This window comes from Nocardioides sp. Z50_6, from assembly GCF_058215755.1.
Window position 1 is genome coordinate 49,777 of the sequence record NZ_JBZAJB010000006.1, and the last position, 26,834, is coordinate 76,610.

The following is a 26,834-nucleotide window of genomic DNA, read 5'->3' on the forward strand; positions in this document are numbered from 1 at the left end:
CTTCTACTCATTCCTCCCCGGCCGTACCAGGTACCGGGGTAGTCGGTCCCGGCGTCGTTCGCCGGGATCTGGGGTGTGTCAGGACTGGTCGTCCTCGACGCTGTGTCAGTACTGCTCGTCCTCGACGAACGCGTCGTCGTCGTCGTCGCTGTAGGCGGCGAGCGCGGCGTGCGGGTCGAAGCCGGGGGCGCTGTCCTTGAGGGAGAGACCCATCTCGACGAGCTTGGCCTTCACCTCGTCGATCGACTTCGCACCGAAGTTGCGGATGTCGAGCAGGTCCTGCTCCGAGCGCGAGATGAGCTCGCCCACGGTGTGGATGCCCTCGCGCTTGAGGCAGTTGTAGGAGCGGACCGTCAGCTGCAGGTCCTCGACCGGCAGGGCCAGGTCGGCGGCGAGCTGCTCGTCGACCGGCGACGGGCCGATGTCGATGCCCTCGGCCTCGACGTTGAGCTCACGGGCCAGCCCGAACAGCTCGACGAGGGTCTTGCCGGCCGAGGCGATCGCGTCGCGGGGACGGATCGACGGCTTGGTCTCGACGTCGATGACCAGCTTGTCGAAGTCGGTGCGCTGCTCGACACGGGTGGCCTCGACCTTGTAGGTCACCTTCAGCACGGGGCTGTAGATCGAGTCGACCGGCATCCGGCCGATCTCGTTGTCGGCACCCTTGTTCTGGACGGCGGAGACGTAGCCGCGGCCACGCTCCACGACGAGCTCCATCTCGAGCTTGCCGTTGTCGGAGAGGGTCGCGATCCGCAGGTCCGGGTTGTGCACCTCGACGCCCGCGGGCGGGGTGATGTCGGCAGCGGTGACGACGCCGGCACCCGACTTGCGCAGGTACATGGTGACCGGCTCGTCGTGCTCCGAGGAGACCACGAGGCCCTTGAGGTTCAGGATGATCTCGGTGACGTCCTCGGTGACGCCGTCGATCGTCGAGAACTCGTGCAGGACCGAGTCGATCTTGATGCTGGTCACGGCCGCTCCCGGGATGGAGGAGAGCAGGGTGCGACGCAGCGAGTTGCCGAGCGTGTAACCGAAGCCGGGCTCGAGGGGTTCGATCACGAACCGGGAGCGGAACTCGTCAACGGTCTCTTCCGACAGGGTCGGGCGCTGAGCGATAAGCACTGAATTCTTTCCTTTCCGGACCCACCCGATATATGACGGGCCCGAACTTCGGCGACGAGGATGAAGTTGAGGGGTGCCCCTCCGGGGCCCGGCTGGGCCGGGCCCCGGAAGGCGGTGGTCGGGAGGAGCTCCCGACCGGACTACTTCTTGGAGTAGAACTCCACGATCAGCTGCTCCTGGACCGGCAGGTCGATCTGCGCCCGGGTCGGGAGCTGGTGCACGAGGATCCGCATCCGCGAGGGGATCGCCTCGAGCCACGCCGGGACGACGCGCTCGCCGTGGGTCTCGCGAGCCACGATGAAGGGGGTCATCTCCAGGGACTTCTCCCGCACGTCGATCACGTCGTGCGCCGAGACCTGGTAGGACGGGATGTCCACCTTGAGGCCGTTGACCCGGAAGTGGCCGTGGTTGACCAGCTGGCGGGCGTGACGACGGGTCCGGGCGAAGCCGGCACGGTAGACGACGTTGTCCAGGCGGCACTCGAGGAGCTGCAGCAGGTTGTCGCCGGTCTTGCCCTTACGGCGCGAAGCCTCCACGTAGTACTTGTGGAACTGCCGCTCCAGGACGCCGTAGGTGAAGCGCGCCTTCTGCTTCTCGCGGATCTGGAGGAGGTACTCGCTCTCCTTGATCCTGCCCTTGCCGTGCTGGCCGGGCGGGTAGGGGCGACGCTCGAACGCAGCGTCACCACCGACGAGGTCGACACCGAGACGGCGCGACTTCTTGGTCATGGGACCGGTGTAACGGGCCATCTTTCAAAGTCTCCTTAGGTCTCGGGTGATCAGACGCGACGGCGCTTGGGCGGGCGGCAGCCGTTGTGCGGGGCAGGCGTGACGTCCTGGATGGTGCCGACCTCCAGGCCGATGGCACCCAGCGAGCGGATCGCCGTCTCGCGGCCCGAGCCCGGGCCCTTGACGAAGACGTCGATCTTCTTCATGCCGTGCTCCTGCGCCCGACGACCCGCGGCCTCGGCGGCCATCTGGGCGGCGAACGGAGTCGACTTGCGGGAGCCCTTGAAGCCGACGGTGCCGGCCGAGGCCCACGAGATCACCGCACCGGTCGGGTCGGTGATCGTGACGATGGTGTTGTTGAACGTGCTCTTGATGTGGGCTTCGCCCTGAGCGACGTTCTTCTTCTCCTTGCGGCGCACCTTGGTGGTGCGGCTCTTGGGAGGCATTCAGTATCTCCTGAGGTAGCTGGGAAGCGTTGAGTTCGAGGAAGTCAGCAAGTGATCCGGCGGAGGCCGAGGATCACTTCGCCTTCTTCTTGCCGGCGACGGTGCGCTTGGGACCCTTGCGGGTGCGCGCGTTGGTCTTGGTGCGCTGACCGCGGACCGGGAGGCCCATGCGGTGGCGGCGACCCTGGTAGCTGCCGATCTCGATCTTGCGACGGATGTCGGCCTGGACCTCGCGACGGAGGTCACCCTCGATCTTGAAGTTGGCTTCGATCTCATCGCGGAGCTTGACCAGCTCCTCGTCGCCCAGGGTGTGCACGCGGGCGTTCGGGTCGACCCCGGTCGCGGCGAGCAGCTGCTGGGCACGGGTACGGCCGATGCCGTAGATGTAGGTGAGTGCGATCTCGATGCGCTTGTCGCGCGGGAGGTCAACACCAACGAGGCGAGCCATGTGTCTGGCATTCCCTTCGGGTAGTTCGCTGCGGTTTCGTCCGTGTCGCACCCCGGCGCCTCGCACAGGTCCTGGACCTGTGCAACCGGGCTCCGGCCGCTGCTCCGGAGGTGGGTTCGCCGGTCACCCTCGCGGGTGTCCCGGCTAGCGAGCACGTTGAATGGATTCTTCTGTTGTCGCGAGACCGGCGGCGGACCGCCGGCTTATCAGCCCTGCCGCTGCTTGTGGCGCGGGTTCTCGCAGATGACCATGACGCGGCCGTGGCGACGAATGACCTTGCACTTGTCGCAGATCGGCTTGACGCTCGGGTTGACCTTCACTTCGGAGGGCCTTTCTCAGATCGGCTGGTTACTTGTAGCGGTAGACGATGCGACCTCGGGTGAGGTCGTACGGCGAGAGCTCCACCACCACACGGTCCTCCGGGAGGATCCTGATGTAGTGCTGGCGCATCTTGCCGCTGATGTGGGCGAGCACCTTGTGTCCGTTGCTCAGCTCGACCCGGAACATGGCGTTGGGCAGGGCCTCCGTGATGGTGCCCTCGAGCTCGATCACGCCTTCTTTCTTCGGCATGTCCTCCACAATCTGTTGGAACGTTGTCTACCGTGTGCACCCCGGCTGACGGATGTCGTCCGGGGGTGGCCCGGGAACCTCCCGCCTGGGCGGGTGGACCTCGTGCGACAGCCGCTGGTGTCTCATTTCCGCGCATCATCCAAGTTCCCCGAGGAGAGACCTGGTCGATGTCACGGCAGCCGCGAGACGCCGACGAGCATGCCCACGTTGGGCCGACGCATCAGTCTAGTGGGCGACGCCGCGAAACCCTAATCAACCGGGCGGGCCACCGCGGCCCCTCCGAGGAGCCGGGCCCGGCCGCCGGGCTCGGCCGACCGGTCCGGAAGCTGGCGAGGCTGAGGGCCGCGCGGATCCGCTGCCGGCGTCCGAGGCCCGCGACCATCGCCCGGCGCTCCTCCTCGATCCTCTCCCAGTAGGTGTCGGCCTCCTCCGGCTGTGGCGGGGTGGGCCCGAAGACGAAGCCGTCCGCGCGGCGCGCCAGCGCCACGGACCCGCCGGAGGTCATCGCGAGCGACTGCTGGCGGCGCGTCGCCCAGGGCCCGGCCGGCACCGGCTGGCCCAGGTCGCGGGCCTGGTCGACCAGCTCGCGCCAGGCGCCCACGAAGCGTGCCGAGACGACCGGCGCCCGCCGGCGGCGGTGCCGGCGCAGCGTCTTGGCCCCCACGATGGCGCCGACCACGGCGGCGACCAGCAGCAGCGGCAGCCCGACGACCCTGGCGACCGTGCCCACCCAGGCGGGCAGGCCGCCGGCGTCCTCGTCGTCGGCCTCCTCCTCGGCCTCCTCCTGCTGCATCCGGGTGCGCAGCTCGGAGTCGGAGGACTCCCCCAGGTCGGAGGGGGGCGGGATCGGGGCCGGCGGCGGGACGACGGTGCCGGTCATCGGCTCCTGGGTCTCCGGCTGCCGCTCCGCGGGAGGCTTGGTCGACATGAACCGCTCGGTGGGCAGCGTGCGCCAGGTGCCGTCCGCGACCCGGAGCTCGACCCAGGCCTCGACGTGCTCGCCCTTGACCACGCCTCCCTGGGGGACCACCGCCCCCAGCACCACCCGGGCCGGGACGCCCAGCTTGTTGGCCATCAGCGCCATCACCGCGGCGTACTGCTCGTCGTTGCCGACCATCGGGTCGGCGTTGACGAACTCGTCGGAGAGGCGCTTGTGGCCGTGGCCGGGGTGGTAGCCGCGCTCGGCCCGGCGGACGCCGTCGGAGTAGCGGCCGTTCTCGCGCAGGTGGTCGGCCGCGGCGAAGACCCGCTCCATCGGCGTGCTGGCCGACTCGGTCCACTTGTCCCGGGCCTGGTCGAGGAAGCCGGTGTCGGCGTTGAGGGCGCCCGGCAGGGGCGAGGCGCCGATCTCGGCGGTGACGGCGTCCTCGGGCAGGACCGCGTCGAAGGCGTAGACGTCGCCGGGGTGCAGCCCGCTCGGCACCACGGCGGTCGAGGTCGCCAGGTTGTAGCGGAAGCTCTCCGCCTTGGTCCTGGGGTCGCCGGCCTCGAACTCCATCGACTGCAGGGCGCCGACGGTCGGCAGCCAGACGCCCGAGTAGCCGGCGGCGACCCGGACCCGGACGCTCACCTCGCGACCGCGGACGGGGTTGTCGATGACCGAGGAGACCCGCTGGAAGGCGTCGCCGGACTCCGCGGCCAGCGGGTCGTTGGTCGCGCCGTAGACCATGCCGTCCCAGTGGTCGAGCGTGGCCATCCGCAGGCGGGTCCCCGGCTCGACGCCCTCCACGACGAACATCTCCTCGTGGAAGACGTTGGTCTTCTCGCTCCGGTTGCCCAGGTCGACGTAGTTGCGGAAGGCGGCCAGCGGCGACGGGTAGGCGCCGATGTCGAACGGCGGCTCCACGTGCTCGCGCAGGACCAGCCGGTCGGGGTCCTCGTCCATGAAGGCTCCGGCCACGGGCAGGGCGAGCCCGGCGGCGACCGCCAGCAGACCGACCGCCGCCGCGACCCGGACGGGGCCCGGGCGGCCCACCCGCACCTGCGCGGTGGCGCTCCGCCCGCGCAGCGCCAGCCAGCCCAGCGCCAGCCCGGCGAAGACCGCACCCTGGACCAGCAGCGACTGGGGGTGGGAGACGCCGAGCAGGATCGCGGCGACCAGCACCCCGGTGGCCGCCAGCACCGGCAGCACGGCGGTGAGCCAGGGCCGGCGCAGCTCGAGCAGCACAGCGCCGGAGCCGACCAGGCCGGCCAGCAGGCCCATCACCCACGGCAGCACGAGCAGCGGCCCGTCGCCCTCCACGGGCGGCAGGGTGGTGAGCAGGTCCTTCCAGCCGTAGAGCAGCTGGTCCACCAGGGTCCCGAGCGTGCCGGGGCCGGGCAGGAAGGCGGTGTCGCCCTCGGAGCGCAGGGTCAGCGGCCCGCCGAGGAGCATGAAGACCAGCACGGTGAGCAGCACCGCCGCGACGGCGGGCAGCCCCACGGCCCGGCACAACACCGAGGCGCCGGCCGCCAGGACCGTGCCGAGCACGCCGACGACCAGGAACTGCCAGCCGGTGAACGAGGCTGCCAGGCCGGAGAGCGCGACGCCGACCAGCACCACCAGGACGGCGAGGTCGACCCACTGCTCCGGGCGGGGCCAGCGGCGCTCGGACCTGGTCCTGGTCCGGGTGCCGGTGGTGGTCGTGGCGCTCATCCGACGCTCCAGTGGAGAAGGCGGCCCAGGTCCTGCTTGGCGGTCAGGTGCAGCACCCGGAGGCCGGCCGCGTCGGAGACCCGGCTGATGCCGGTCGGCTCCACCAGGATGGCGAAGCGCCTCACCTCCGAGCCGAAGGCGGCGGAGGCGCGCTGCACATCGGCGAAGGCGGCCTCCGAGCCGGTGATGAAGAAGGCGATGCTGGTGTCGGGGGCGGCACCGACGGCGCGGCGGGCCGTGGCGACCAGCCCGGCGTCGCCGAAGTCGGCGCGGCAGACCGCATCGAGCGCCAGGTGCCCCTGGCCGCCGGAGGACGCCTGGTTCCCGCAGACGAACGAGACGTCGAACTCGTCGGTGGCGGCGCGCACCGCGATCGAGGCGGCCACCGTCATCGCGGTCTCGAAACCCTCCGGGTCGTGCCAGGAGCGGAGCCGGTCGTCGACCACCAGGGTGGCGTGGCTGCGCCGGGTGTCGAGGTACTGGCGGACCAGCAGCGCGTTCTCCCCGGTGGAGGCCATCACCTTGGCCGAGGAGCGCCAGTGGACGTGGCGCAGGTCGTCGCCGGGCGCATACTCGCGCAGCGCGTGGAAGGCCAGGTCGCTCTGGCTGACGGCGTCGGTCGAGACGCCCTCCAGGTCACGCAGGAGGCCGGCCCCGAGCGAGTCCAGCGGCAGCACCGCGGGGCGGACCAGCACCTCGCGCAGCGGCGTCCAGACCATGTCGCGGGAGAAGAGCCCGAGCGGGTCGCCGCGCAGCGTCGTCGCGGGGCCCACCGGGATCACCCCCCGGCGCTCGGTGCGGATGGTGAACGACTCCTCGTCGCTCTCCTCGGCCCCCAGCGCGCCGACGGCGTACCGGTGCACGGTGGTCCCGACCGGGACCTCGAGCGTGGTGGGCATCATCCGGCGCCCGGAGACGTTGGTGACCACCACGCCGGCGGCCACCGACTCCCCCGCCACCACCCGCTCCGGCTCGAGCCGCAGGTCGACGCGGACAGAGGTCCGCCCCAGCAGGAAGGGGGTCGCCAGGAGCAGCAGCAGCAGGCACGCCGCCGCCAGGACCCCCACCTCGAGCCAGCCCGTCAGGCCGGCCACGACGAGGGCGCCCACGCCCAGCCCCAGCACCACCCAGCCGGTCGGCCGGACGACCGCCAGGACTGCGCGCACCGCTCGCTCGAGGACCTCCATCGACGACTCAGGCCACTCGGTCCGTCGGGGGTGCCACGGAGTCGAGCAGGCGTCCGATCACGGTCTCCACCGAGACGCCACTGAACTGCGCCTCCGCGTCCAGGAGCAGGCGGTGGCTCAGGACGGGCTCGGCGAGGTCGCGGATGTCGTCGGGGACGACGTGGTCGCGGCCGTCGGCGGCCGCCCAGGTCTTGGCCACCCGCACCAGGGCGAGGCAGCCGCGGGCCGAGAGCCCGAGCCTGACGTGGGGCAGGCGCCGCGACTCCTCCGCCAACTCGGCGACGTAGCCGATCACGGCGGGGTCGACGTAGACCTCGTCGGCGAGCTCGCTCATCTGCGCGATCGTCTGGGCGGTGATGACCGGCGACACCAGGGCGGCACGGTCGCGCACCCGGGCGTTGACCAGCAGCTCGACGGTGGCCTGGCGGTCGGGGTAGCCCACCGAGGTCTTCATCAGGAAGCGGTCCAGCTGCGCCTCGGGCAGCCGGTAGGTGCCGGCCTGCTCGATGGGGTTCTGGGTGGCGATCACCAGGAACGGACGGCCCACGGAGTGCGCGACCCCGTCGACGGTCACCTGGCCCTCCTCCATCACCTCGAGCAGGGCCGACTGGGTCTTGGGCGAGGCGCGGTTGATCTCGTCGGCCAGCACGATCGTGTGGAAGATCGGCCCGGAGTGGAACTCGAACGTGCCCTTGTGCTGGTCGTAGACCGTCACCCCGGTGACGTCGGAGGGCAGCAGGTCGGGGGTGAACTGGATGCGGGCGTGACTGCCCTGCACGGTGTTGGCGAGCGCCCGCGCCAGCATGGTCTTGCCGGTCCCCGGGACGTCCTCCAGCAGGATGTGCCCCTCCGAGAGCAGGCAGGTCAGAGCCAGGCGCACCACCTTGCGCTTGCCCAGCACCGCCTTCTCGATGTTGTCGGTCAGCTGGTCGAAGGTCTTCTTGAACCACTCGGCCTGCTCGTGGGAGATCGTCATGCGTCTTCTTCCGTTCGAGGGGGTCCGTACCCCGGTGTCACCACTGTTTCGAGCCGCTTCCGGTCTGTCTTTCCTTGTCCTCCTGGTTGACCGTGGTGCAGGAGACGACGACGTTCCCGTTCGAGAGATAGACGGGCGTCGTGGCGTTGTACTCGCCCGTCTGGTTCGGGATGGTGTGGAGGACCTCCGGGCTCAGCGGCCACCGGGTGCGCTCCACGCTGCAGTTGTAGGCGGAGAGGAAACCGGTCACCCGCACGGCGATGAAGCCACAGGTGTCGCTGACGCACAGGTCGCCCGAGTCGGGCGGTCCGCACGGGTTGTCCGTGCCGTCCTTGCAGGGGACCCTGGTCACCGTCACCACCGGCGTGGGCGGGTCCCCGGTGGCGATCGCCGCGACCGCCTGCCCCGAGCCGCGACCGGCCGGGGCGTCGTCGGAGATCGTCACCTCGATGCGCGAGGTCGACCGCCATCCCGTCTGGATGGCCGCGAGCGGATAGGTGAAGTTCCCGGGGCCGTAGCCGGAGAGGTCCACGTTGAGGTCGGCCTGGAGGCGTTGGTCCGAGGGGTCGGTCACGTCGTAGACGCGGACGGTCAGCTTGCCCGGGTTCCCGTTGTTGTTGCCCTCCACGACCCACTGCACCGAGCTGCCGTTGACGACGGGGCTCGCCCGGACCATCTGGTCGGTCAACGGCCCGTAGCTCTGGGCGTCCTGGACGTTGCTGTCGCTGCACCGGTCCGCCTCGTTGCAGACCCGCAGGCGCACCGAGTGCGGGTTGAGGTTGTTGGGCAGGCCGATGGTCCGGGTCTGCGGCCCCAGCTGGTTGGCCGGCTGCCCCGCCGGCACGCCGTTGACCAGCACCGTGACGTTGCTCTGGGTACCGCGCGAGGCGGGGACCCGGTAGTTGAGCGTGATCTGGGTGTCCCGGCCGGTGGCCTCCCAGCTCCAGGCGTCCCACGACTGGGGGACGCCCACGGCCGCGAACGTGGCCGGCGGGCTCGCCGCCGAGGTGTTCCGCTCGTTGTGTGCCTGGACCGTGTAGTTCCAGACCCGCCCGTCGTAGGGGACCCCGGTGTGACGGCAGGTCGTCAGCTCGATCCGCCGGCACTCCGGCAGGACCTCGGTCCTGCCGTTGACCGTGGCCCGCACCGAGTAGAGCGTCGGCGCGGGGCCCTCGGGGAGGGTGCCGGCCCAGTCGAGCCTCAGGGTGGTCAGGTCGGGGCCGGTCTGCTGGTCGGAGACGCTCAGTCCCCGCGGGCTCGCCGGGGTGCCGATCGACTGGAAGAGGTCGGAGACCCGGGGGTCGGAGGTCCCGGTGGCGTTGCGCGCCCGGATGGAGAACTCGTACTGCTGGTTGTTGTCCAGGCCGGTGACCACGTGCGTCCGCTTGCTCCCCGTCACCTCCGCGCTGCCGTCGCGCCAGGAGAGGTAGTAGGTCTGCACGTCCGAGACGGCCGTGGGGGCCTTGCCCCACCGCAGGGTCAGCGTCCCGTCGCCGATCTCCTCCGCCCGGATCCACGGCACCCGGCCGGGCTGCTTGTCGATCTCGGCCGAGGGCGAGCGACCGCTCCACTCGGAGAAGCCGACCTTGTTGTGGGCCCTGACCTGGAAGGCGTACTTCTTGCCGTTGTCCGGCACCCGGAAGACGCCCTTGTTGGTCCGGAAGCGCTGCTTGCGGCTCCCGTCGACCAGCGACACCTCGTAGAAGTCGATGCGCGCTCCGCGGGGGTCCGACGGCTGCCAGCTCAGCTCGACCGAGCGGTCCTTGATCTCGTTGGCGAACGGGGCACCGGGGGCCGTGGGCACGTCGAGGACCTCGATGCTCACCCGGGCGCTGACCCGCCGCTCGGGACCAGGGTTGCCGGTCGAGACGTCGCTCATCTCCACCTGCAGCTCGGTGCGCCCGCCGGCCCCCTTGGGGGCGTTGAGGCGCAGCGTCGCACCCGAGGAGGAGGCGTTCACGGAGTTCCCCGACACCCGCCGGACGCCGAGGATCGTGGGCTGCGGGTCGCTCACCCCGGCGCGCAGGTAGCGGGAGAGGTTGATCTCCTTGCTCGACCCCGGCTTCATGTCCGGCACCGAGAACGACATCAACGACGGCGAGGGGGCCCGGGTCACCCGGACCCGGAGGGTGTCGGGGTCGCTGTCACCGGCGCGCACCGAGAGCACGGCCGTGGAGCCCGCTCGCACGCCGCCGTCGACGGCCACGTCGAGCAGCGTCCCCCGCACGGAGGAGAGGGTCACGCCGGAGACCTCCGTGCTCCACACGGCGCTGTAGTCGAGGGCGAAGCGGCCCGGCGCGTCCGGCACCGTGGTGACCGTGCACACCGAGGGCACGTCGATCTGGGCCGAGTCCGAGGCCGCCACCTCGATCGGCGTGTCGGGGCAGTCGAGCTCGGGCCGGTTGTCGCCCACCTGGACGGGGATCGAGATCACCGTCGACCGGGGCGCCTCCTCGGCGTCGTCCTCGTCGGCGGCGGAGACGACCTCCACCATCACCGCCCCGGGGCCGCGGAAGTCGGCGCGGGTCGAGACCTCCACCTCGGTGCCGGAGAGACCGCGCACGCTCACCGCGCTGCGCGGCGACCCCCAGACCTGCTGGGGACCCGACAGGGCGAGCGTGCCGCCGCCGGGGTTGACGATGAACTTGCCGATCTCGATCTTCTTCTTCGCCCCGGAGTCGATCTCGATCAGGGAGCCGTCCTTGAGGTACGGCCGGCCACCGGCCGCGGGCGGCACGTAGAGGGAGGCGCTCGCGACCCCGCCCCGGGCGTCCTCGACCCGGAAGGGCACCACCTTGGGCGCCTTCCCGCGGGTCACGGTGACCGTGTCGCCGACAAGCTCGTAGGTCCCCTCCTCGGCGTAGACGCGGGTCACCCGCAGGTCCTCGACGCTGCCGTCGGGGTCGTAGGCGGCGGGGCGTTCGTCGGCGGCGGCCAGCAGGTCGACCTTGACGGCGTCGCTGGCGTCGGCCCGCCCGAAGGCGTCCTGCACGACGGGCGGGTTGTTGAAGCCCTCGACCGTCTCGATCCGGACCATCGCCAGCGAGGTGGCCAGGCCGTTGCTCAGGGAGTAGACGACCTCGAGGGTGTCGCCGTCGGCCTCCCGGGGCGTCTCGACCAGCAGCGGACCGATCGCGGACTCCAGGCGGGCGCCCTCGGGCGGGTCGACCAGCTCCACGGTGATCCGGTCGGTCGAGCCGATCTCGTCGTTGGCGAGCACGTCGACCCGGGCCACCGCCCCGGGGGCGACCGTCAGGTCGTCCGCGACGGCCACCGGCGGCTGCGGCAGCCCGGCGGGCACCACCGCGACGCGGACGACGCCGGTCGCCTCCGCACCGCGGGAGTCGGTGAGGGTGTAGGCGAACTCGTCGGTGCCTGCCGCGTTGGGGTAGGCCTGGTACTGCAGGTAGTTGGCGCCGAACTCGATGAGCCGCCCGAGCCGGGGTGGCGCGTCGATCCCGGTCACCACCACCGGGTCGCCGTCCGGGTCGATGTCACTGCCCGGCAGCTTGATCCGCAGCGAGTCGCCGGCGACGACCCGGCCCTCCAGGGCGGGCGGCTCCGGCACCGCGTTGGGTCCGTCCTCGGGGACCACCACGACGGTCAGCTTGCCCGCGGCGGTCTCGCCGGTGGAGTTCTCCGCGACGTAGGGCACCGAGAAGGACTCGCGCTCGGCCAACCCCGTGGGAGCCACGTAACGCACCAGCCGGCCGGACGCGTAGGCGGACCCGACGTCTCCGGCGTAGTCCTGGGGCGCCTCGACCGCCAGCTCGCCGGAGCTCTCGACGGTCGCGTCCTGAGCCAGGTCGAGCCGGTCGCCCGACGGGCTGTAGTCGTTGTCCAGGACCGGGTGGGCCACGACCTGGCCCCCTCGCACCACGACCCGGTCGGGCCCGGTGACGGGCGTGTTGTCCTTGGGCCGGGGCCGCTGGGTCACCAGCACCTCGCCCGCGACCCCCGAGACCGTGCCGTTGCTGATGGTGTAGCGCACCACCTGGGCGGCAGGGCTCAGCGCGCCCTGCCGGGCCGAGATGCGCAGCCAGCGCCCCTCCACGATCGCCACGTCGACCTGGTCCGGCCGGTCGGGGCGAGCGGCCTGGACCACGAGGATGCCCCCTGCGGGGTCCACGTCGTTGGCCAGCACGTCGACCGTCGCGGCCGTCTGGCCGTAGAGGGTCAGGGTGTCCGGGGTGGCGACGGGATCCTGGGGGTTCTTGGGCGGGGGCCGCACGTCGACCCGGATCTTGCCCCGCGCCAGCTTCGCGTTGCCGTAGGCGGTCTGGTAGTCCAGCAGGTAGGTCCCGGCCTTGTTGGCGTCGACGCGGACCACCCCGGTGTTGAGGTCGGTGCGCACCTTGGCACCGACCTGGTCGGGGATCCTCCCGCCCAGCTCGAGCTGGGCGTCCGGGGTCCCCGGGTCGGAACCCGGCAGGTCGTTGGCCAGTGGCCGCACCACGATGGGCTTGCCCACCTCGCCGCTCACCACGTCGGGCTCCGCGACGGCCGGGAAGGTCGTCTGCTCGAACTTGTCCTGGACCGTGACGTTGAGGACCTCGCGCACCGGCTCGGAGAGGCCGTCGGAGACGGCGTACTCGACCTGGACCTCACCCCCGCGCCCAGGGGCGGAGATGCGCAGGCGCCCGTTGGTGGTGGCCCGCGCGACCACGCCCTCCAGGCCGCCCACCACCCGCGCCGACTCGAGCATCAGGGGGTCGCTGTCGACGGGGTCGCGCCAGTCCGGCAGCACCGGCAGCTCCAGGGAGCCACTGGCCGGCATCCGCCACTGCCGCGGCTCGTGACCCTCGCGCAGGGCGGGGGCCGCGTTCTCCTGGCCGCCGCGCACGTCGACGGTGACGGTGGCCTGGTCCTTGAGGTTGCGGCCGTCGTCGATGTAGTAGTCGAAGCTGGCCTGGCCCCGGGCGTTCTCCGGCAGCGAGAGCTGGAGGGTCTGCCGGTCGGGGCTGATCGCCACCCGGGCACCGGGCAGGTTGGGCTGGTCGACGCCCTGGATGGCCAGCAGGCGACCCTCGGGGGCCGCGTCGTTGTCCAGCGGGTAGAGGACGCTCGTGCGGCCGGCCCTGGCGCCGAAGTCGTCGGGCTTGGCCTGCGGCGGACGGCGGTCGCCCGTGGTCTGCTGCTCGTCGTCCTTCTTCTGTGCCTCGACCTTCTTGCTGTCGGTGAACGCCTCCCAGTTGTCGATGCGCTGGGGGTTCTCGGAGTCGATCTCCCACACCGAGCCGCTGGCCACGTCGTTGAGCACGATGTCGTCCCGGTTGACCCGGAGGACGAGGTCGCTGGCGTTCCCCTTGGCGCCCAGGGAGGTGGCCGTGGGACGCGACCCGCCACAGCCGACGGCGAGCTGGCCCTCGCCGCCCGACCAGGTCCCGAAGACGCACTCCCCCAGCCGCACCGGCGCGGCCGGGTTCCCCGAGACCCCCTCGACCAGCGTGGTGACGCGGCCGGAGGCGAGGTCGACCTCCGAGAGACCGTCCTCGTGCGCGACCAGGACGGAGTCGGCCGCCGGACCGGCCTGCTGGAGCACCCCGTCGGCCGGGAGCGAGGCGGTGCCGCCCGCCTGGGTCCACAGCGTCCCGCTCGCCCGGTCGAGCGTGACCACCAACTCGCCCACCGCAGTGGCGTGGGTGGGGTCGCCGGCCGCGTCGGGCAGCTTCTCGGTGACCGGGTCCTTGAGGTCGGCTCCCGTCGACTCCGGCTGCCAGACCGCCACCCGGTCCTTGTCGGCGGAGATGACGACCACCGCGCCCCGGCGGGTGACGGTCATGGACGCCGACGCGCCGACCTTGGCGAGCGGCTCGGACTGCTGGTCGAGCGCGGAGGCCAGCGGGGCACCGACCTTGGCGTCGTAGCGAACGGCCCAGGTGCTGCCGGTCTCGGGATCGATCGCGGCGAGGGTGCCGCCGGCCATCGCCACCGTCCCGCCGGGGGCCAGGGAGGAGCTGGCCCCGTCGTTGGCGTCCAGGGTCGCGGGGTCCAGCGGCACCAGCCGCCCGGCCCGGCCGTTGACGCCGACCACGGCCGCGCCGTCCTGGATGATGTCGAGGTCGGCGTCCTGCTCCAGCGGAACGGCGCCGTCGAGCTTGCCGATCGGCTTGTTCACCCGGCCGAAGTAGCCCTTGTCGCTGTTGGTGACCCAGATGCCGCCGTCGTTGAGCTCGGTGCGGTGGGACTGGTAGCCGTCGGCGGAGACCGCGTAGACGAGCACGGCACCGGCCGCCACGGCCAGAGCCGTGTTGGAGGCGATCGCCGCCCGGTGCCGACGCAGGAACCCGCGCATCGTGATGGTCTCCCCCTGAATCTTGTGCAACCACGCACTTCGAGGGGTGAGACTACGTGATCGGGACGACACCGGTGCCATCATGGACGCAGTGCGGTCCGCCACCAGGCGGTCCGCCATCATGATGTCGGGACACGGAAGGAGGGGGCACGTGGTCCAGGAGACCAGGTATGCCGTCGGCAGCGGCCTGTTGATGGGCTCCCGCGACCACTGGCTGCTGCTCACCGACCCCCGCGACGAGGGCGTCGTGGAGGAGCTGTGGGAGGCCCTGGGCACCGCCGACCCCGCGGCGCGGGTGCTCGAGGTGGTGGACCGCGCCTTCGCCGGCCGGGTGCCCGCACTCGCCCTGGTCGACCTGCGCCACGACCCCGGCTCCTCGTCCCAGGCCCAGGTCACCCGCGGCACCGGCGTCGCCCGGGCCACCGACTCCGGCTTCGAGCTGACGCTCGGAGGTACGCCCGACCGGCCGACCCGGCGCCTCGTCGGCGGCGTCGCGGCAGCCGACTCCGCCGAGGTCTGCCGCGCGGCTGCGCCCCGCGCGGCGCAGGCGGTGCCGGCTGCCGGGCTCATCGACGGCATCCCGACGGAGATCCTGCTGGCCAAGGGGCCCGACGGTCCCCCGCCGCGGCAGCCGTCGGTCCGTCGCCGGCACCCGGCCGACTCCACGGCCCGGGAGACCACCGAACCCGACCCTGCCGTGATGGCGCTGCACGCCGCCACCGCCGCTGCCACCGAGGCCGCACCGCTCCCCCAGCCCGAGACCGAGCCAGGCCCGGAGCAGCCCGGCGCCGCCCCGGAGCCCGGACCCGAGACCGGCCCGCGCGACCCCGAGACCGGCCCGCGCGATCCCGAGACCGGCCCGCGCGACCCCGCACCGGCCGGCCAGATGGACCACGACGGCTCCACCGTCTTCCGCCCCGACCACCTCGTGGCCACCGGCCTGGTCGAGACCGTCGACGCCGTGTGGTGCCCCGCCGGCCACCTCACTCCCCCGACCCAGGCGCTGTGCCGCGTCTGCCGCAGCCAGGTGGCTCCCCAGCACCCGCAGCGGGTCCCCCGGCCGGTCCTGGGCGGACTGCGCCTGGCGACCGGCGAGGTGGTGCCGCTCGACCGGGGCGTGGTGCTGGGGCGTCGCCCCCAGCCGCTGCCGGCTCCCGGCGAGTGGCCGCACCTGGTGACCGTGCCCACCGACCGTGGCTTCGTCTCCCGGATGCACCTGCACCTGGCGGTGGAGGGCTGGCAGGTGGTCGCCCGCGACCTCGGCTCCCGAGGCGGGACCACCCTCCGGGCCCCGGGCCAGGCCCCGGTCCGGATGGTCCCGGACCAGCCCTACGTCCTGGAGCCCGGTCACGTGCTCGATCTGGCCGACACCTACGAGGTCCGCTTCGAGGTCGGCCCCGAGGCCGGGTCCGGCGAGAGCGCAGGCACCCGGTGAGCGCCCCGTACCTGCCCGGCTTCACCTTCGTGGAGCACCTGGGCAGCGGCGGCTTCGCCGACGTGTTCCTCTACGAGCAGGAGTGGCCGCGCCAGCGGGTCGCGGTCAAGGTGGTGCGGCCCGACGTCCCGCTCACCGACCGCGAGAAGTCGCTGTTCGCCGCGGAGGCCAACGCGATGGCCCGGCTGGCCGACCACCCCTACATCGTCTCGGTGCTCACCGCCGGCATCACCGAGGACGGTGGCCGCCCGTTCCTGGTGATGCGCTACTGCCCGCCCCCCGACCTCGGGGTGCGGGTGCGCGCCAACCCGATGCCGCCGATGGAGGCCGTGGCGACCGGGATCAAGCTGGCCAGCGCGATCGAGACGGCCCACCGATCCGGCATCCTGCACCGCGACATCAAGCCCAGCAACGTGCTGGTGACCACCTACCACGAGCCCGCCCTGACCGACTTCGGCATCGCCGGCCACGTCCAGGACGTCGACGGCGACAACGACGTCCGGATCTCCTACCCGTGGTCTCCCCCGGAGATGCTCGACGGGCGCTCCAACGGCTCGGTGGCCTCCGACGTCTACTCCCTCGGCGCCACCATCTGGCACCTCCTGGTGGGCCGCTCCCCGTTCTCGGTCCCGAACGGGGACAACTCCACCCGCGCGCTGAGCGCCCGCATCCTGCACGCGGCGGCTCCCGCCACCCAGCGTCCCGACGTCCCCCCGGCCCTGGACCGCCTGCTCCAGCAGTGCCTGGCCAAGAACCCCGACCACCGGCCGCGGACCGCCCTGGACCTGGCCCGGGCCCTGCAGCGGATCGAGAGCGACGCCGGCTTCCCGCGCACCGCGGTCGCCGTGGAGGGCGACCGCTCCGACGAGGCCACGGCGCTGCCCAGGACTCCGACCGCTGTCGCGCCCGGAGCCGTGTCCCCCGCCACCGAGGACCACACGGTGATGAAGCCGGTCACCGTGGTCACCGCCGGCACGCCAGCGTCCGAGGCACGGCAGTCCCGCCCCTCCCAGGAGCGTGCCACCTCGCTCACCGGTGAGCGCCCCACCGGGCGCAGCGCCGTCACGAACGCCGTGTGGACCGTCGCCGCGGTCGTCGCCCTGGTCGCCGTGGTGGCCGGGCTGACGCTGCGCGGCGACCGCGAGCCCGAGGCGGGTGCCGTCCCCACGGCCCCGCCGGCCACCACCCCGGTGCTGCTGCCGGGAGTGCTGGACCAGCCGCCCACCGTGCGGGCGGAGCGCGTCCCCGAGGGGGTCCGGTTCAGCTGGAGCGTCGCCGGGGAGCTCGAGAAGGGCGACAAGTGGCGGCTCTACCTCGTCGAGCGCGACGAGTACCGCAGCACCCGCAAGGACAGCCTCGTGCTGCGCACTCCCCAGCGGGCCTGCCTCCAGGTCTCGCTGGAGCGCGACGGCGCGTCCTCGCCCGCGGGCCGCGACTGCGGCTGAGCCCCGGGCCGGACCGAAGCCACAGACCGCGCCGGGCCGGGTCAGGCCAGGCGGATCAGGTCAGTCCGGGCGCCCGCCGAAGGGGACGCCCAGCTCGGCCAGCTGCTGCTCCCCGCCGTCCAGGGCGGTCAGCACCCAGGCGCCCTCGGGGGTGAGGGTGAAGGTGTGCTCGAAGTGCGCGGCCAGGGAGCCGTCGGCGGTGACGACCGTCCACTCGTCCTCCTCGAGCTCGGTCTCCTTGGTGCCGAGGGTGAGCATCGGCTCGACGGCCAGGGCCAGGCCGCGCACCAGCTTCGGCCCCCGGCCGGGTCGACCGTAGTTGGGCACGTCGGGCGGCTGGTGCATCTGGGTGCCGATGCCGTGACCGGTGTAGTCCTCGAGGATGCCGTAGTCGCCGCGCGAGCGGACGAAGGACTCGATCGCGTGCGAGATGTCGCTGACCCGGCCGCCCAGGCGCGCGGCGGCGATGCCCCGCCACAGGCTCTCCTGGGTGACCTCGAGCAGCCGGGCCACGTCGGCGGGCACCTCCCCCACCGCCACGGTGATGGCGGCGTCGCCGTGCCAGCCGTCGACGATCGCGCCGCAGTCGATGGAGACGACGTCCCCCTCGACGAGGGTGCGCCCACCCGGGATGCCGTGCACGACCTCGTCGTTGACCGAGGCGCAGATGGTGCCCGGGAACGGCGGCTGGCTGTAGCCCTTGAAGGAGGGCACCCCGCCCGCTGACCGGATGTGGTCCTCGGCGATCGCGTCGAGCTCGAGCGTGCTGATCCCGGCGCGCACCGAGGAGCGGAGCAGCTCCAGGGTCCGGCCGACCAGCAGCCCGGCGACCCTCATCGCCTCGATCTGCTCCGGTGTCTTGAGCTCGATGCCCCGGTCACGGAAGCCCATGAGCGCGCGACTCAGTCCTGGGGCGGGTCGAGGGCGTCCAGCACCCGCGCGGTGACCTCGGAGACCTCGCCCATGCCGTCGACCTCCACCAGGAGGCCGCGGCTGCGGTAGACGTCGATGAGGGGCGCGGTCTGCTCGACGTAGACCTCCTGCCGACGCCGGATGACCTCTTCGGTGTCGTCGGGGCGGCCCTCGATCTGGGCCCGCTGCAGCAGTCGCTGGACGATCTCCTCGGCGTCGACCGTCAGGACGACCACGGCGTCGAGCGAGTGCTGCTGCGCCGAGAGCATCCCCTCGAGCTCCTCGACCTGGGCCAGCGTCCGCGGGTAGCCGTCGAGGAGGAACCCGTCGACCGCGTCGTCCTCGGCGATCCTGTTGCGCACCATCTCGTTGGTGACCTCGTCGGGCACGTACTCCCCGGCGTCCATGTAGCGCTGGGCCTCGAGGCCCAGCGGGGTGCCGGCCGAGACATTGGCCCGGAAGATGTCTCCCGTGGAGATCGCCGGCACGGAGAACCGCTCCGCGATGAACTTCGCCTGGGTGCCCTTCCCGGCCCCGGGCGGTCCCATGATGATCAGGCGCATCAGCTGAGGAACCCTTCGTAGTTGCGCTGCTGGAGCTGGCTCTCGATCTGCTTCACCGTGTCCAGCGCGACGCCCACCATGATCAGGATGGAGGTGCCGCCGAACGGGAAGTTCTGGTTGGCACCGATCAGTGCCAGCGCGATCAACGGGATCAGCGAGATGAGGCCGAGGTAGAGGGCGCCCGGGAAGGTGATCCTGGACAGCACGTAGGACAGGTAGGACTCGGTCGGCTTCCCGGCCCGGATCCCGGGGATGAAGCCGCCGTACTTCTTCATGTTGTCGGCCACTTCCTGGGGGTTGAACGTGATCGACACGTAGAAGTACGTGAAGAAGATGATCATCAGGAAGTAGGTGGCCATGTAGAGCGGGTGGTCACCGTTGACGTAGTACCGGTTGATGAACCGGAGCACCGGGTTGCTGGCGTTGTCGTTGAACTGCACCGCCATCGCGGGGAGGTACAGCAGCGACGAGGCGAAGATGACCGGGATGATCCCGGCCTGGTTGACCTTCAGGGGGATGTAGGTCGAGGAGCCGCCGAACATCTTGCGCCCCACCATGCGGCGCGCGTACTGCACCGGGATGCGTCGCTGCGCCTGCTCGATGAAGATGACGCCGGCCACGATCGCCAGGCCGATGACCATCACGATGCCGAAGGTGACCCAGCCCTTCGTCACCTGGACCTGCCACATCGAGCCCGGGAAGGTGGCGACGACCTGGGCGAAGATCAGCAGCGACATGCCGTTGCCGATGCCGCGGTCGGTGATCAGCTCGCCGAGCCACATGATGACGGCGGTGCCGGCGGTCATGGTGATGACCATGATCAGGAAGGTACCGGTGCTGTCGCTGTGCAGCAGCGGCTCCGCGCAGCCCTGGATCAGGTTCCCCGAGCGCGCGAGGGCGACGATGCCGGTCGCCTGCAGCAGCGCCAGCCCGAGGGTGAGGTAGCGGGTGTACTGCGTGATCTTCGTCTGGCCCGCCTGGCCCTCCTTCTTCAGCGCCTCAAGCCGTGGGATCACCACGACGAGCAGCTGCAGGATGATGCTGGCGGTGATGTACGGCATGATCCCGAGCGCGAAGATCGTCAGCTGCAGGAGCGCGCCCCCGGAGAACATGTTGATCAGGTTGTAGATGCCCTGGTCCTCGACGGCCGCGAGGCACGACTGGACGTTGGCGACGTGGACGCCCGGGGCGGGGACCTGGGAGCCGAGTCGGAAGAGCGTCAGGATCAGCAGGACGAACAGCAGCTTGCGCCGTAGGTCCGGCGTCCGGAAAGCATTGGCGAACGCGCCTAGCACTGGTTCCTCTTTCTCAGCTGGGTCTGGGGTCGGGACGAGCCCGACGCCCGGGACGTGGGCCTGGACACAGGCGTACGAGCGAGGCTCGAGGCACGCGTCACGAGGACCCGGGAGAGCCTAACAGCAGCATCATCACCGTGATGCACGAGCACGGGGCCCGTCACCGCCGTCCGTGGACGGCCGGGACGAGCCCCGTGCGCAGCGTGCTGCTCAGGCCAGCGTGGTGCTGCCGCCGGCAGCCTCGATCTTCTGCTTGGCCGAGCCGGAGAACGCGTTCGCGGTCACCTGGACCTTGACCGAGATCTCGCCCTGGCCCAGGACCTTGACCGGGTGGCCCTTGCGGACGGCACCCTTGGCGACCAGGTCCTCGACGGTGACGGTGCCACCCTCGGGGAAGAGCTCGCCGAGCTTGTCGAGGTTGACGACCTGGAACTCCACCTTGAACGGGTTCTTGAACCCCTTCAGCTTGGGGAGCCGCATGTGGATCGGCATCTGGCCACCCTCGAAGGCGACCGGGACCTGGTAGCGGGCCTTGGTTCCCTTGGTACCGCGACCCGAGGTCTTGCCCTTCGAGGCCTCACCGCGACCCACACGGGTCTTGGCGGTCTTGGCGCCGGGAGCCGGCCGCAGGTGGTGCAGCTTGAGCGTCATCTCACTCCACCTCCTCAACCGTCACCAGGTGACGGACAGTGTTGACCATGCCCCGGATCTCGGGGCGGTCCTCCTTGACCACGACGTCGCCGATCCGCTTCAGACCGAGCGTGCGCAGCGTCTCGCGCTGGTTGGCCTTGATGCCGACCAGTCCGCGCTTCTGCTGGACCTTCAGCTGTGCCATCAGGAGGCCACCTCCGCACGAGCCCTCAGGATCGCCGCCGGGGTGACCTGCTCGACGGTCAGACCACGACGGGCAGCCACGGCCTCGGGCTCCTCGAGCATCCGGAGGGCCTCGACGGTGGCGTGCACGATGTTGATCTGGTTGGACGACCCCAGCGACTTGCTGAGCACGTCGTGGATCCCCGCGCACTCGAGCACCGCACGCACCGGGCCACCGGCGATGACACCGGTACCGGGGGCCGCCGGACGCAGCAGCACGACACCGGCCGCCTTCTCGCCCTGGACCGGGTGCGGGATCGTGCCCTGGATGCGGGGGACCTTGAAGAAGTGCTTCTTGGCCTCCTCGACACCCTTGGCGATCGCCGCGGGAACTTCCTTCGCCTTGCCGTAGCCGACGCCGACCAGACCCTCACCGTCACCGACGATCACCAGGGCGGTGAAGCTGAAGCGACGACCACCCTTGACGACCTTGGCGACACGGTTGATCGCAACGACGCGCTCGATGTAGGCGGTCTTGTCCGCGCTCTGGTCGCGGCGGCCGTCACGATTGCGGCCTCCGGACTGGCGCTCGCCACTGCGCTGACCGCGCTGGGCTCCGCTCATGAGACTTTCCTCTTCTCTCTCTTGCTTGTCCGTGCGATCAGAAGGCCAGCCCGCCCTCGCGGGCGGCGTCTGCCAGGGCCGCGACGCGACCGTGGTACTTGTTGCCGGCGCGGTCGAAGACCACGCCGTCGACCCCGGCGGCCTTGGCGCGCTGGGCGACCAGCTCACCGACCTTCTTCGCCTTCGCGGTCTTGTCCCCGTCCACGGAGCGCACGTCGGCCTCCATGGTCGAGGCGTAGGCCAGCGTCTTGCCGACCAGGTCGTCGACCACCTGCACGCTGATGTGCTTGGCCGACCGGGTCACCACCAGACGCGGGCGCTCAGCGGTGCCCGAGATGCGCTTGCGACCACGCATCTGGCGGCGCAGACGCGCCCGGACACGACCGGACGTGTGCTTGTTGTTCGACAGCGAGATAGCCATGACTCACTTACCAGCCTTTCCGACCTTGCGGCGGATCTGCTCGCCGGCGTAGCGAACGCCCTTGCCCTTGTAGGGCTCAGGCTTGCGGAGCTTGCGGATGTTGGCAGCGGTCTCTCCGACCAGCTGCTTGTCGATCCCGGCCACACCGAACTTGGTGGGTCCCTCGACGTTGAACGTGATCCCCTCGGGGGCGTCCACGATGACGGGGTGGGAGAAGCCGAGCTGGAACTCCAGCTGCGTCGGGCTCTTGGGCAGGACCCGGTAGCCGACGCCGACGATCTCGAGCTTCTTCTCGTAGCCCTCGGTGACACCGACGACCATGTTGTTGATCAGGGTGCGGGTCAGGCCGTGCAGCGAGCGGCTCTCGCGGTGGTCGTCGGGCCGCTTGACCTCGAGCACGCCGTCCTCGCCCTTGTCGACCGTGATCGGCCGGGCGATGTTGTGCGAGAGGGTGCCCTTGGGGCCCTTCACGGTCACGAGCGTGTCGTCGATCTGCACGTCCACGCCGGACGGGACCGTGATTGGGAGCTTGCCAATGCGTGACATTGTCTGAGTCCTCCTTCGGTCTCGTCGTTACCAGACGTAGGCGAGGACTTCCCCACCCACGCCCTTCTGGTTGGCCTGGCGGTCGGTCAGCAGGCCCTGGCTGGTGGAGATGATCGCGACGCCGAGTCCGCCGAGGACCTTGGGCAGGCCGGTGCTCTTGGCGTAGACCCGGAGGCCGGGCTTGCTGACGCGGCGCACTCCGGCGATGGAGCGCTCGCGGTTGCGGCCGTACTTGAGGGTGATGTTGAGCGTCTTGCCCACCTCGCCCTCAGCCGGCTCCTTCACGTCGTAGGAGGTGATGTAGCCCTCCTGCTGGAGGATCTCCGCGACGCCGGCCTTCAGCTTGCTGTAAGGCATCGACACCGCGTCGTGGTACGCCTGGTTGGCGTTGCGCAGACGCGTGAGCATGTCTGCGATCGGGTCAGTCATCGTCATGGCCGGTCAGGCCCTTTCTTCCTGTGGTTTCGGTCCCTGCTCCCGGAGGGAGGGACCGACCTTCAGCGGTTGGTTGTTGGCAGTGGAGGACGTCACCAGGAGGACTTGGTCACACCGGGCAGCTCGCCCCGGTGCGCCATCTCCCGCAGGCAGATGCGGCAGAGGCCGAACTTCCGGTAGACGGCCTTGGGCCGGCCGCAGCGCTGGCAGCGGGTGTAGCCACGGACGGCGAACTTCGGCTTGCGGGCCGCCTTCACCTTCAGAGCAGTCTTCGCCATGTCAGTTCTCCTTGAACGGGAAGCCGAGCTGCTTGAGCAGCGCGCGGCCCTCGTCGTCGTTGGTCGCCGTGGTCACCACGGTGATGTCCATCCCGCGCGACCTGTCGATCTTGTCCTGGTCGATCTCGTGGAACATCACCTGCTCGGTGAGCCCGAAGGTGTAGTTCCCGCGCCCGTCGAACTGCTTGGGCGAGAGGCCGCGGAAGTCCCGGATGCGGGGCAGGGCCAGGGACAGCAGCCGGTCGAGGAACTCCCACATCCGGTCGCCGCGCAGGGTGACGTGGGCACCGATCGGCATGCCCTCGCGCAGCTTGAACTGGGCGATCGACTTGCGGGCCTTGGTCACCATCGGCTTCTGGCCGGTGATGGCGGTCAGGTCCTTGATCGCGCCCTCGATCAGCTTGGAGTCGCGGGCCGCCTCGCCGACACCCATGTTGACCACGATCTTGGTCAGGCCGGGCACCTGCATGACGTTCTTGATGTCGAACTCGGACTGCAGCGCGGGGAGGATCTCCTCGCGGTAGCGGGTCTTGAAGCGCGGCGACGCGCTCTCAGGGGCAGTCTGCGTCATCTCAGATTTCCTTCCCGGTCCGGCGCGACACGCGGACGCTGCGCTCGGCCGTGTAGGTCGAGCCGTCGCCACGACGCTTGGTGACCTCGTCGCGGCGGAAGCCGACGCGGGTCACGCCGTCGTCCTCGACCAGCATCACGTTGGAGACGTGGATGGGGGCCTCGGCGGTGATGATGCCGCCGGTGCTCCCGGAGCCGGAGTTGACGACCTTGGTGTGGCGCTTCATGCGGTTGACACCCTCGACGATCACCCGCTGCTCCTCGCGGAGCACGCGGATGACCTTGCCCTGGGCGCCCTTGTCCTTGCCGGCGATCACCTTGACGGTGTCACCCTTCTTGATGTTCAGGCTCGGCGACTTCTTGGCCATCACAGCACCTCCGGTGCGAGAGAGATGATCTTCATGAACTTCTTCTCGCGCAGCTCGCGGCCCACCGGACCGAAGATGCGGGTACCGCGCGGCTCACCGTCGTTCTTGAGGATGACGGCGGCGTTCTCGTCGAAGCGGATGTACGAGCCGTCCGCGCGACGGCGCTCCTTGACGGTGCGCACGACGACGGCCTTCACGACGTCACCCTTCTTGACGTTGCCACCGGGGATCGCGTCCTTGACGGTGGCGACGATGGTGTCGCCGATGCCGGCGTAGCGACGACCCGAGCCACCGAGAACACGGATGCAGAGGATCTCCTTCGCACCGGTGTTGTCGGCGACCTTGAGCCGCGACTCCTGCTGGATCATTGGTTTCTCCTGGTTGTCGAGCCGGTTCTCGCCCGACCCTCTCGGGTCCCGGCGAGCCTTGCCGAACTGATGTTGGGAAGATCAGGGGCCGTCCGCGACGACCCCGGGGTCACTTGGCCTTCTCGAGGACCTGGATGACGCGCCAGCGCTTGGTCGCCGACAGGGGGCGGGTCTCCATGATCAGGACCCGGTCACCGATGCCGCACTCGTTGGCCTCGTCGTGCGCCTTGAGCTTGGAGGTGCGGCGCATGACCTTGCCGTAGAGGGCGTGCTTGACCCGGTCCTCGACGGAGACCACGACGGTCTTGTCCATCTTGTCGCTCAGGACCAGGCCCTCACGGACCTTGCGGGCGTTGCGTGCAGCCTCGACCGCGGTGTCGTTCTGGCTCATGCGGTGGCCTCTTCCTTGCTCTCGGCGCCCGGCGCGGTCCGGATGCCGAGCTCGCGCTCACGCACCACGGTGTAGATCCGGGCGATGTCCTTCTTGACCGTGCGCAGACGGCCGTGGCTCTCCAGCTGCCCCGTGGCAGCCTGGAAACGGAGGTTGAAAAGCTCCTCCTTGGCCTCGCGCAGCCGGCCCTCGAGGTCGGTCGCGCTCAGCTCGTCCAGCGCCGAGGCGCTCAGCTTGTCGCTCATCAGAATTCACCAGCCTCGCGGGAGATGAACCGGCACTTCATCGGGAGCTTGTGCATCGCGCGGCGCATGGCCTCGCGAGCGACGTCCTCGGTGACACCGGAAAGTTCGAACATGACGCGGCCGGGCTTGACGTTCGCCACCCACCACTCGGGAGAACCCTTGCCGGACCCCATGCGGGTCTCAGCGGGCTTCTTGGTCAGCGGGCGGTCGGGGTAGATGTTGATCCACACCTTCCCGCCACGCTTGATGTGCCGGGTCATGGCGATACGAGCCGACTCGATCTGTCGGTTCGTGACGTAGTGACCCTCGATCGCCTGGATGCCGAAGTCGCCGAAGGCGAGCTTCGTGCCACCCTTAGCCGCACCGGTCCTCTTGGGGTGGTGCTGCTTGCGGTGCTTGACACGACGGGGCATCAACATGGGGGTCAGCCCTCCTGTCCGGTGCTGGGCGCCTCGGCCGCAGCCTGACCGGTGGCCTCGGCCGACGCGACAGCGTTGGCGGTGGCCTCCGAGGGGGCGGCGTCGGAGCGGGGAGCGCGGTCGCCGCGCGAGCCACGGCTCGGGCGGTCGGCGCCACGGGCGGGACGGCCACCGCGACCGGGGGCACCGGCGCGGGCGGCCTGCTGGGCCTGGCGCTCGGCACGGCTGCCGGAGACCTCACCCTTGTAGATCCAGACCTTGACGCCGATGCGGCCGAAGGTCGTGCGGGCCTCGTAGAAGCCGTAGTCGATGTCGGCGCGGAGCGTGTGCAGCGGCACCCGGCCCTCGCGGTAGAACTCGGTGCGCGACATCTCGGCGCCGTTGAGCCGGCCCGAGCACTGGATCCGGATGCCCTTGGCACCGGAGCGCATCGAGGTCTGCATCGCCTTGCGCATGGCCCGGCGGAACTGCACCCGGCCCGAGAGCTGCTCGGCGACACCCTGGGCGACCAGCTGTGCGTCGACCTCCGGGCTCTTGACCTCGAGGATGTTGAGCTGGACCTGCTTGCCGGTCAGCTTCTCGAGCTCTCCGCGGATGCGGTCGGCCTCGGCGCCGCGGCGGCCGATCACGATGCCCGGGCGGGCCGTGTGGATGTCCACCCGGACCCGGTCACGGGTGCGCTCGATCTCGACCTTGGAGATGCCGGCCCGCTCCATGCCCTTGGAGAGCAGCTTGCGGATCGCGACGTCCTCGCCGACGTAGGACTTGTAGAGCTTGTCGGCGTACCAGCGGGACTTGTGGTCCGTGGAGATGCCGAGGCGGAAGCCGTTCGGGTTGATCTTCTGGCCCATTACTTGGAACCGCCCTTCCGTGCCTTGGAGGCGTCGACGACATCGGCCGGCTGGACCGCCAGCGTGATGTGGCTGGTGCGCTTGTTGATCCGGGTCGCACGACCCTGCGCACGCGGGCGCCAGCGCTTCATGGTGGGGCCCTCGTCGACCATGGCCACCGAGACGACCAGGTCGCCGGTGGCGAGGCCCTCGACGGTGCCCGCGTTGGCGATGGCGCTCTCCAGCACCTTGTAGACGGTCTCCGAGGCGGCCTGCGGCGCGAACTGCAGCAGGGCCAGGGCCTCGTCGACGGGAAGGCCGCGGACCATGTCGACGACACGGCGAGCCTTCATCGGGGTGATTCGTACGTAACGCGCGCTCGCGAAGGCTCCCGGCTGGTCGCCGAGCAGCGACTCGCGACGGGCGCTCGTGCGCCTGCGCTCAGTAACGCTCATGGCTGTATATCTCC

Annotated in this window: 30 protein-coding genes; 2 read left to right on the forward strand and 28 right to left on the reverse strand. The window is 70.7% G+C overall.

What is annotated here, in order from left to right:
* Positions 1-105: 105 nt before the first annotated feature.
* The 10 genes from AC4BGE_RS14655 to AC4BGE_RS14700 all read right to left on the reverse strand — a co-directional run bounded on the left by AC4BGE_RS14655 (position 106) and on the right by AC4BGE_RS14700 (position 14,437).
* On the reverse strand, positions 106-1,122 hold the full coding sequence (locus AC4BGE_RS14655) for a DNA-directed RNA polymerase subunit alpha (protein ID WP_490569428.1): 1,017 nt from the start codon (positions 1,120-1,122) through the stop codon (positions 106-108).
* A 140-nt stretch (positions 1,123-1,262) separates the two neighbouring features.
* Entirely contained in the window at positions 1,263-1,871 is a 609-nt protein-coding gene (rpsD, locus tag AC4BGE_RS14660) for a 30S ribosomal protein S4 (RefSeq protein ID WP_489964693.1), read from the reverse strand.
* 29 nt (positions 1,872-1,900) lie between these two features.
* A complete protein-coding gene (rpsK, locus tag AC4BGE_RS14665; protein WP_489964692.1) occupies positions 1,901-2,296 on the reverse strand; it encodes a 30S ribosomal protein S11 in 396 nt (131 codons plus the stop codon).
* A 73-nt stretch (positions 2,297-2,369) separates the two neighbouring features.
* Complete coding sequence (gene rpsM / locus AC4BGE_RS14670) at positions 2,370-2,744, reverse strand: 30S ribosomal protein S13 (protein ID WP_056599771.1); 375 nt, start codon at positions 2,742-2,744, stop codon at positions 2,370-2,372.
* Positions 2,745-2,950: 206 nt separating this feature from the next.
* Positions 2,951-3,064, reverse strand: a complete 114-nt coding sequence (rpmJ, locus tag AC4BGE_RS14675; protein ID WP_004008316.1) for a 50S ribosomal protein L36 — start codon at positions 3,062-3,064, stop codon at positions 2,951-2,953.
* Between the two features lie 28 nt (positions 3,065-3,092).
* Positions 3,093-3,314, reverse strand: coding sequence for a translation initiation factor IF-1 (gene infA, locus AC4BGE_RS14680; protein ID WP_026145687.1), 222 nt, complete (start codon positions 3,312-3,314; stop codon positions 3,093-3,095).
* Positions 3,315-3,534: 220 nt separating this feature from the next.
* Entirely contained in the window at positions 3,535-5,949 is a 2,415-nt protein-coding gene (locus AC4BGE_RS14685; RefSeq protein WP_490575757.1) for a transglutaminase-like domain-containing protein, read from the reverse strand.
* Positions 5,946-7,136 carry a DUF58 domain-containing protein gene (locus AC4BGE_RS14690; RefSeq protein ID WP_490569430.1) on the reverse strand — a complete coding sequence of 397 codons (1,191 nt, stop codon included), beginning with the start codon at positions 7,134-7,136 and terminating at the stop codon, positions 5,946-5,948. Before AC4BGE_RS14690 ends, AC4BGE_RS14685 begins: the two co-directional genes overlap by 4 nt.
* A gap of 7 nt (positions 7,137-7,143) precedes the next feature.
* Positions 7,144-8,112, reverse strand: coding sequence for an AAA family ATPase (locus AC4BGE_RS14695; RefSeq protein ID WP_490569431.1), 969 nt, complete (start codon positions 8,110-8,112; stop codon positions 7,144-7,146).
* 37 nt (positions 8,113-8,149) lie between these two features.
* Positions 8,150-14,437: an Ig-like domain-containing protein gene (locus AC4BGE_RS14700; RefSeq protein WP_490575758.1), complete on the reverse strand. Its 6,288-nt coding sequence runs from the start codon at positions 14,435-14,437 to the stop codon at positions 8,150-8,152.
* 121 nt (positions 14,438-14,558) lie between these two features.
* Here AC4BGE_RS14700 and AC4BGE_RS14705 point away from each other — a divergent pair, with 121 nt between their 5' ends.
* Complete coding sequence (locus AC4BGE_RS14705) at positions 14,559-15,842, forward strand: FHA domain-containing protein (protein WP_490575759.1); 1,284 nt, start codon at positions 14,559-14,561, stop codon at positions 15,840-15,842.
* Complete coding sequence (locus AC4BGE_RS14710) at positions 15,839-17,287, forward strand: serine/threonine-protein kinase (protein WP_490575760.1); 1,449 nt, start codon at positions 15,839-15,841, stop codon at positions 17,285-17,287. The genes AC4BGE_RS14705 and AC4BGE_RS14710 overlap by 4 nt, the downstream gene beginning before the upstream one ends.
* A 60-nt stretch (positions 17,288-17,347) precedes the next feature.
* Here the strand turns inward: AC4BGE_RS14710 and map are convergent, their stop codons facing one another.
* The 18 genes from map to rplV form a co-directional block, all read right to left on the reverse strand.
* Positions 17,348-18,178 (reverse strand): type I methionyl aminopeptidase, encoded by an 831-nt coding sequence (gene map / locus AC4BGE_RS14715; protein ID WP_490575761.1) that lies wholly within the window; start codon positions 18,176-18,178, stop codon positions 17,348-17,350.
* A gap of 11 nt (positions 18,179-18,189) precedes the next feature.
* The gene (locus AC4BGE_RS14720; protein WP_490569436.1) at positions 18,190-18,762 is read right to left on the reverse strand and encodes an adenylate kinase; all 573 of its coding nucleotides are present in this window, start codon (positions 18,760-18,762) and stop codon (positions 18,190-18,192) included.
* Positions 18,762-20,057: a preprotein translocase subunit SecY gene (gene secY / locus AC4BGE_RS14725; RefSeq protein ID WP_490575762.1), complete on the reverse strand. Its 1,296-nt coding sequence runs from the start codon at positions 20,055-20,057 to the stop codon at positions 18,762-18,764. Before secY ends, AC4BGE_RS14720 begins: the two co-directional genes overlap by 1 nt.
* A gap of 210 nt (positions 20,058-20,267) precedes the next feature.
* Positions 20,268-20,708: a 50S ribosomal protein L15 gene (gene rplO / locus AC4BGE_RS14730; protein ID WP_490569438.1), complete on the reverse strand. Its 441-nt coding sequence runs from the start codon at positions 20,706-20,708 to the stop codon at positions 20,268-20,270.
* 1 nt (position 20,709) lies between these two features.
* Complete coding sequence (gene rpmD / locus AC4BGE_RS14735; RefSeq protein WP_490569439.1) at positions 20,710-20,892, reverse strand: 50S ribosomal protein L30; 183 nt, start codon at positions 20,890-20,892, stop codon at positions 20,710-20,712.
* Complete coding sequence (gene rpsE / locus AC4BGE_RS14740) at positions 20,892-21,494, reverse strand: 30S ribosomal protein S5 (protein ID WP_490569440.1); 603 nt, start codon at positions 21,492-21,494, stop codon at positions 20,892-20,894. Before rpsE ends, rpmD begins: the two co-directional genes overlap by 1 nt.
* Positions 21,495-21,531: 37 nt before the next feature.
* Positions 21,532-21,915 carry a 50S ribosomal protein L18 gene (gene rplR / locus AC4BGE_RS14745; RefSeq protein ID WP_490569441.1) on the reverse strand — a complete coding sequence of 128 codons (384 nt, stop codon included), beginning with the start codon at positions 21,913-21,915 and terminating at the stop codon, positions 21,532-21,534.
* 3 nt (positions 21,916-21,918) lie between these two features.
* Positions 21,919-22,461 (reverse strand): 50S ribosomal protein L6, encoded by a 543-nt coding sequence (gene rplF, locus AC4BGE_RS14750; protein WP_490569442.1) that lies wholly within the window; start codon positions 22,459-22,461, stop codon positions 21,919-21,921.
* A gap of 27 nt (positions 22,462-22,488) precedes the next feature.
* The gene (rpsH, locus tag AC4BGE_RS14755; RefSeq protein ID WP_490569443.1) at positions 22,489-22,896 is read right to left on the reverse strand and encodes a 30S ribosomal protein S8; all 408 of its coding nucleotides are present in this window, start codon (positions 22,894-22,896) and stop codon (positions 22,489-22,491) included.
* Positions 22,897-22,988: 92 nt separating this feature from the next.
* On the reverse strand, positions 22,989-23,174 hold the full coding sequence (locus tag AC4BGE_RS14760; RefSeq protein ID WP_011757321.1) for a type Z 30S ribosomal protein S14: 186 nt from the start codon (positions 23,172-23,174) through the stop codon (positions 22,989-22,991).
* Between the two features lies 1 nt (position 23,175).
* Positions 23,176-23,745 (reverse strand): 50S ribosomal protein L5, encoded by a 570-nt coding sequence (gene rplE / locus AC4BGE_RS14765; RefSeq protein WP_490569444.1) that lies wholly within the window; start codon positions 23,743-23,745, stop codon positions 23,176-23,178.
* 1 nt (position 23,746) lies between these two features.
* A complete protein-coding gene (gene rplX / locus AC4BGE_RS14770; RefSeq protein WP_490569445.1) occupies positions 23,747-24,112 on the reverse strand; it encodes a 50S ribosomal protein L24 in 366 nt (121 codons plus the stop codon).
* On the reverse strand, positions 24,112-24,480 hold the full coding sequence (gene rplN / locus AC4BGE_RS14775) for a 50S ribosomal protein L14 (protein WP_110182954.1): 369 nt from the start codon (positions 24,478-24,480) through the stop codon (positions 24,112-24,114). Before rplN ends, rplX begins: the two co-directional genes overlap by 1 nt.
* A gap of 109 nt (positions 24,481-24,589) precedes the next feature.
* Positions 24,590-24,871 carry a 30S ribosomal protein S17 gene (gene rpsQ, locus AC4BGE_RS14780; RefSeq protein WP_489964674.1) on the reverse strand — a complete coding sequence of 94 codons (282 nt, stop codon included), beginning with the start codon at positions 24,869-24,871 and terminating at the stop codon, positions 24,590-24,592.
* Positions 24,868-25,116: a 50S ribosomal protein L29 gene (rpmC, locus tag AC4BGE_RS14785; RefSeq protein WP_490569446.1), complete on the reverse strand. Its 249-nt coding sequence runs from the start codon at positions 25,114-25,116 to the stop codon at positions 24,868-24,870. Before rpmC ends, rpsQ begins: the two co-directional genes overlap by 4 nt.
* Positions 25,116-25,535 (reverse strand): 50S ribosomal protein L16, encoded by a 420-nt coding sequence (gene rplP, locus AC4BGE_RS14790; RefSeq protein WP_490569447.1) that lies wholly within the window; start codon positions 25,533-25,535, stop codon positions 25,116-25,118. The genes rpmC and rplP overlap by 1 nt, the downstream gene beginning before the upstream one ends.
* Positions 25,536-25,540: 5 nt before the next feature.
* A complete protein-coding gene (rpsC, locus tag AC4BGE_RS14795; RefSeq protein WP_490569448.1) occupies positions 25,541-26,386 on the reverse strand; it encodes a 30S ribosomal protein S3 in 846 nt (281 codons plus the stop codon).
* A complete protein-coding gene (gene rplV / locus AC4BGE_RS14800; RefSeq protein WP_489964670.1) occupies positions 26,386-26,820 on the reverse strand; it encodes a 50S ribosomal protein L22 in 435 nt (144 codons plus the stop codon). Before rplV ends, rpsC begins: the two co-directional genes overlap by 1 nt.
* Between the last annotated feature and the right edge of the window lie 14 nt (positions 26,821-26,834).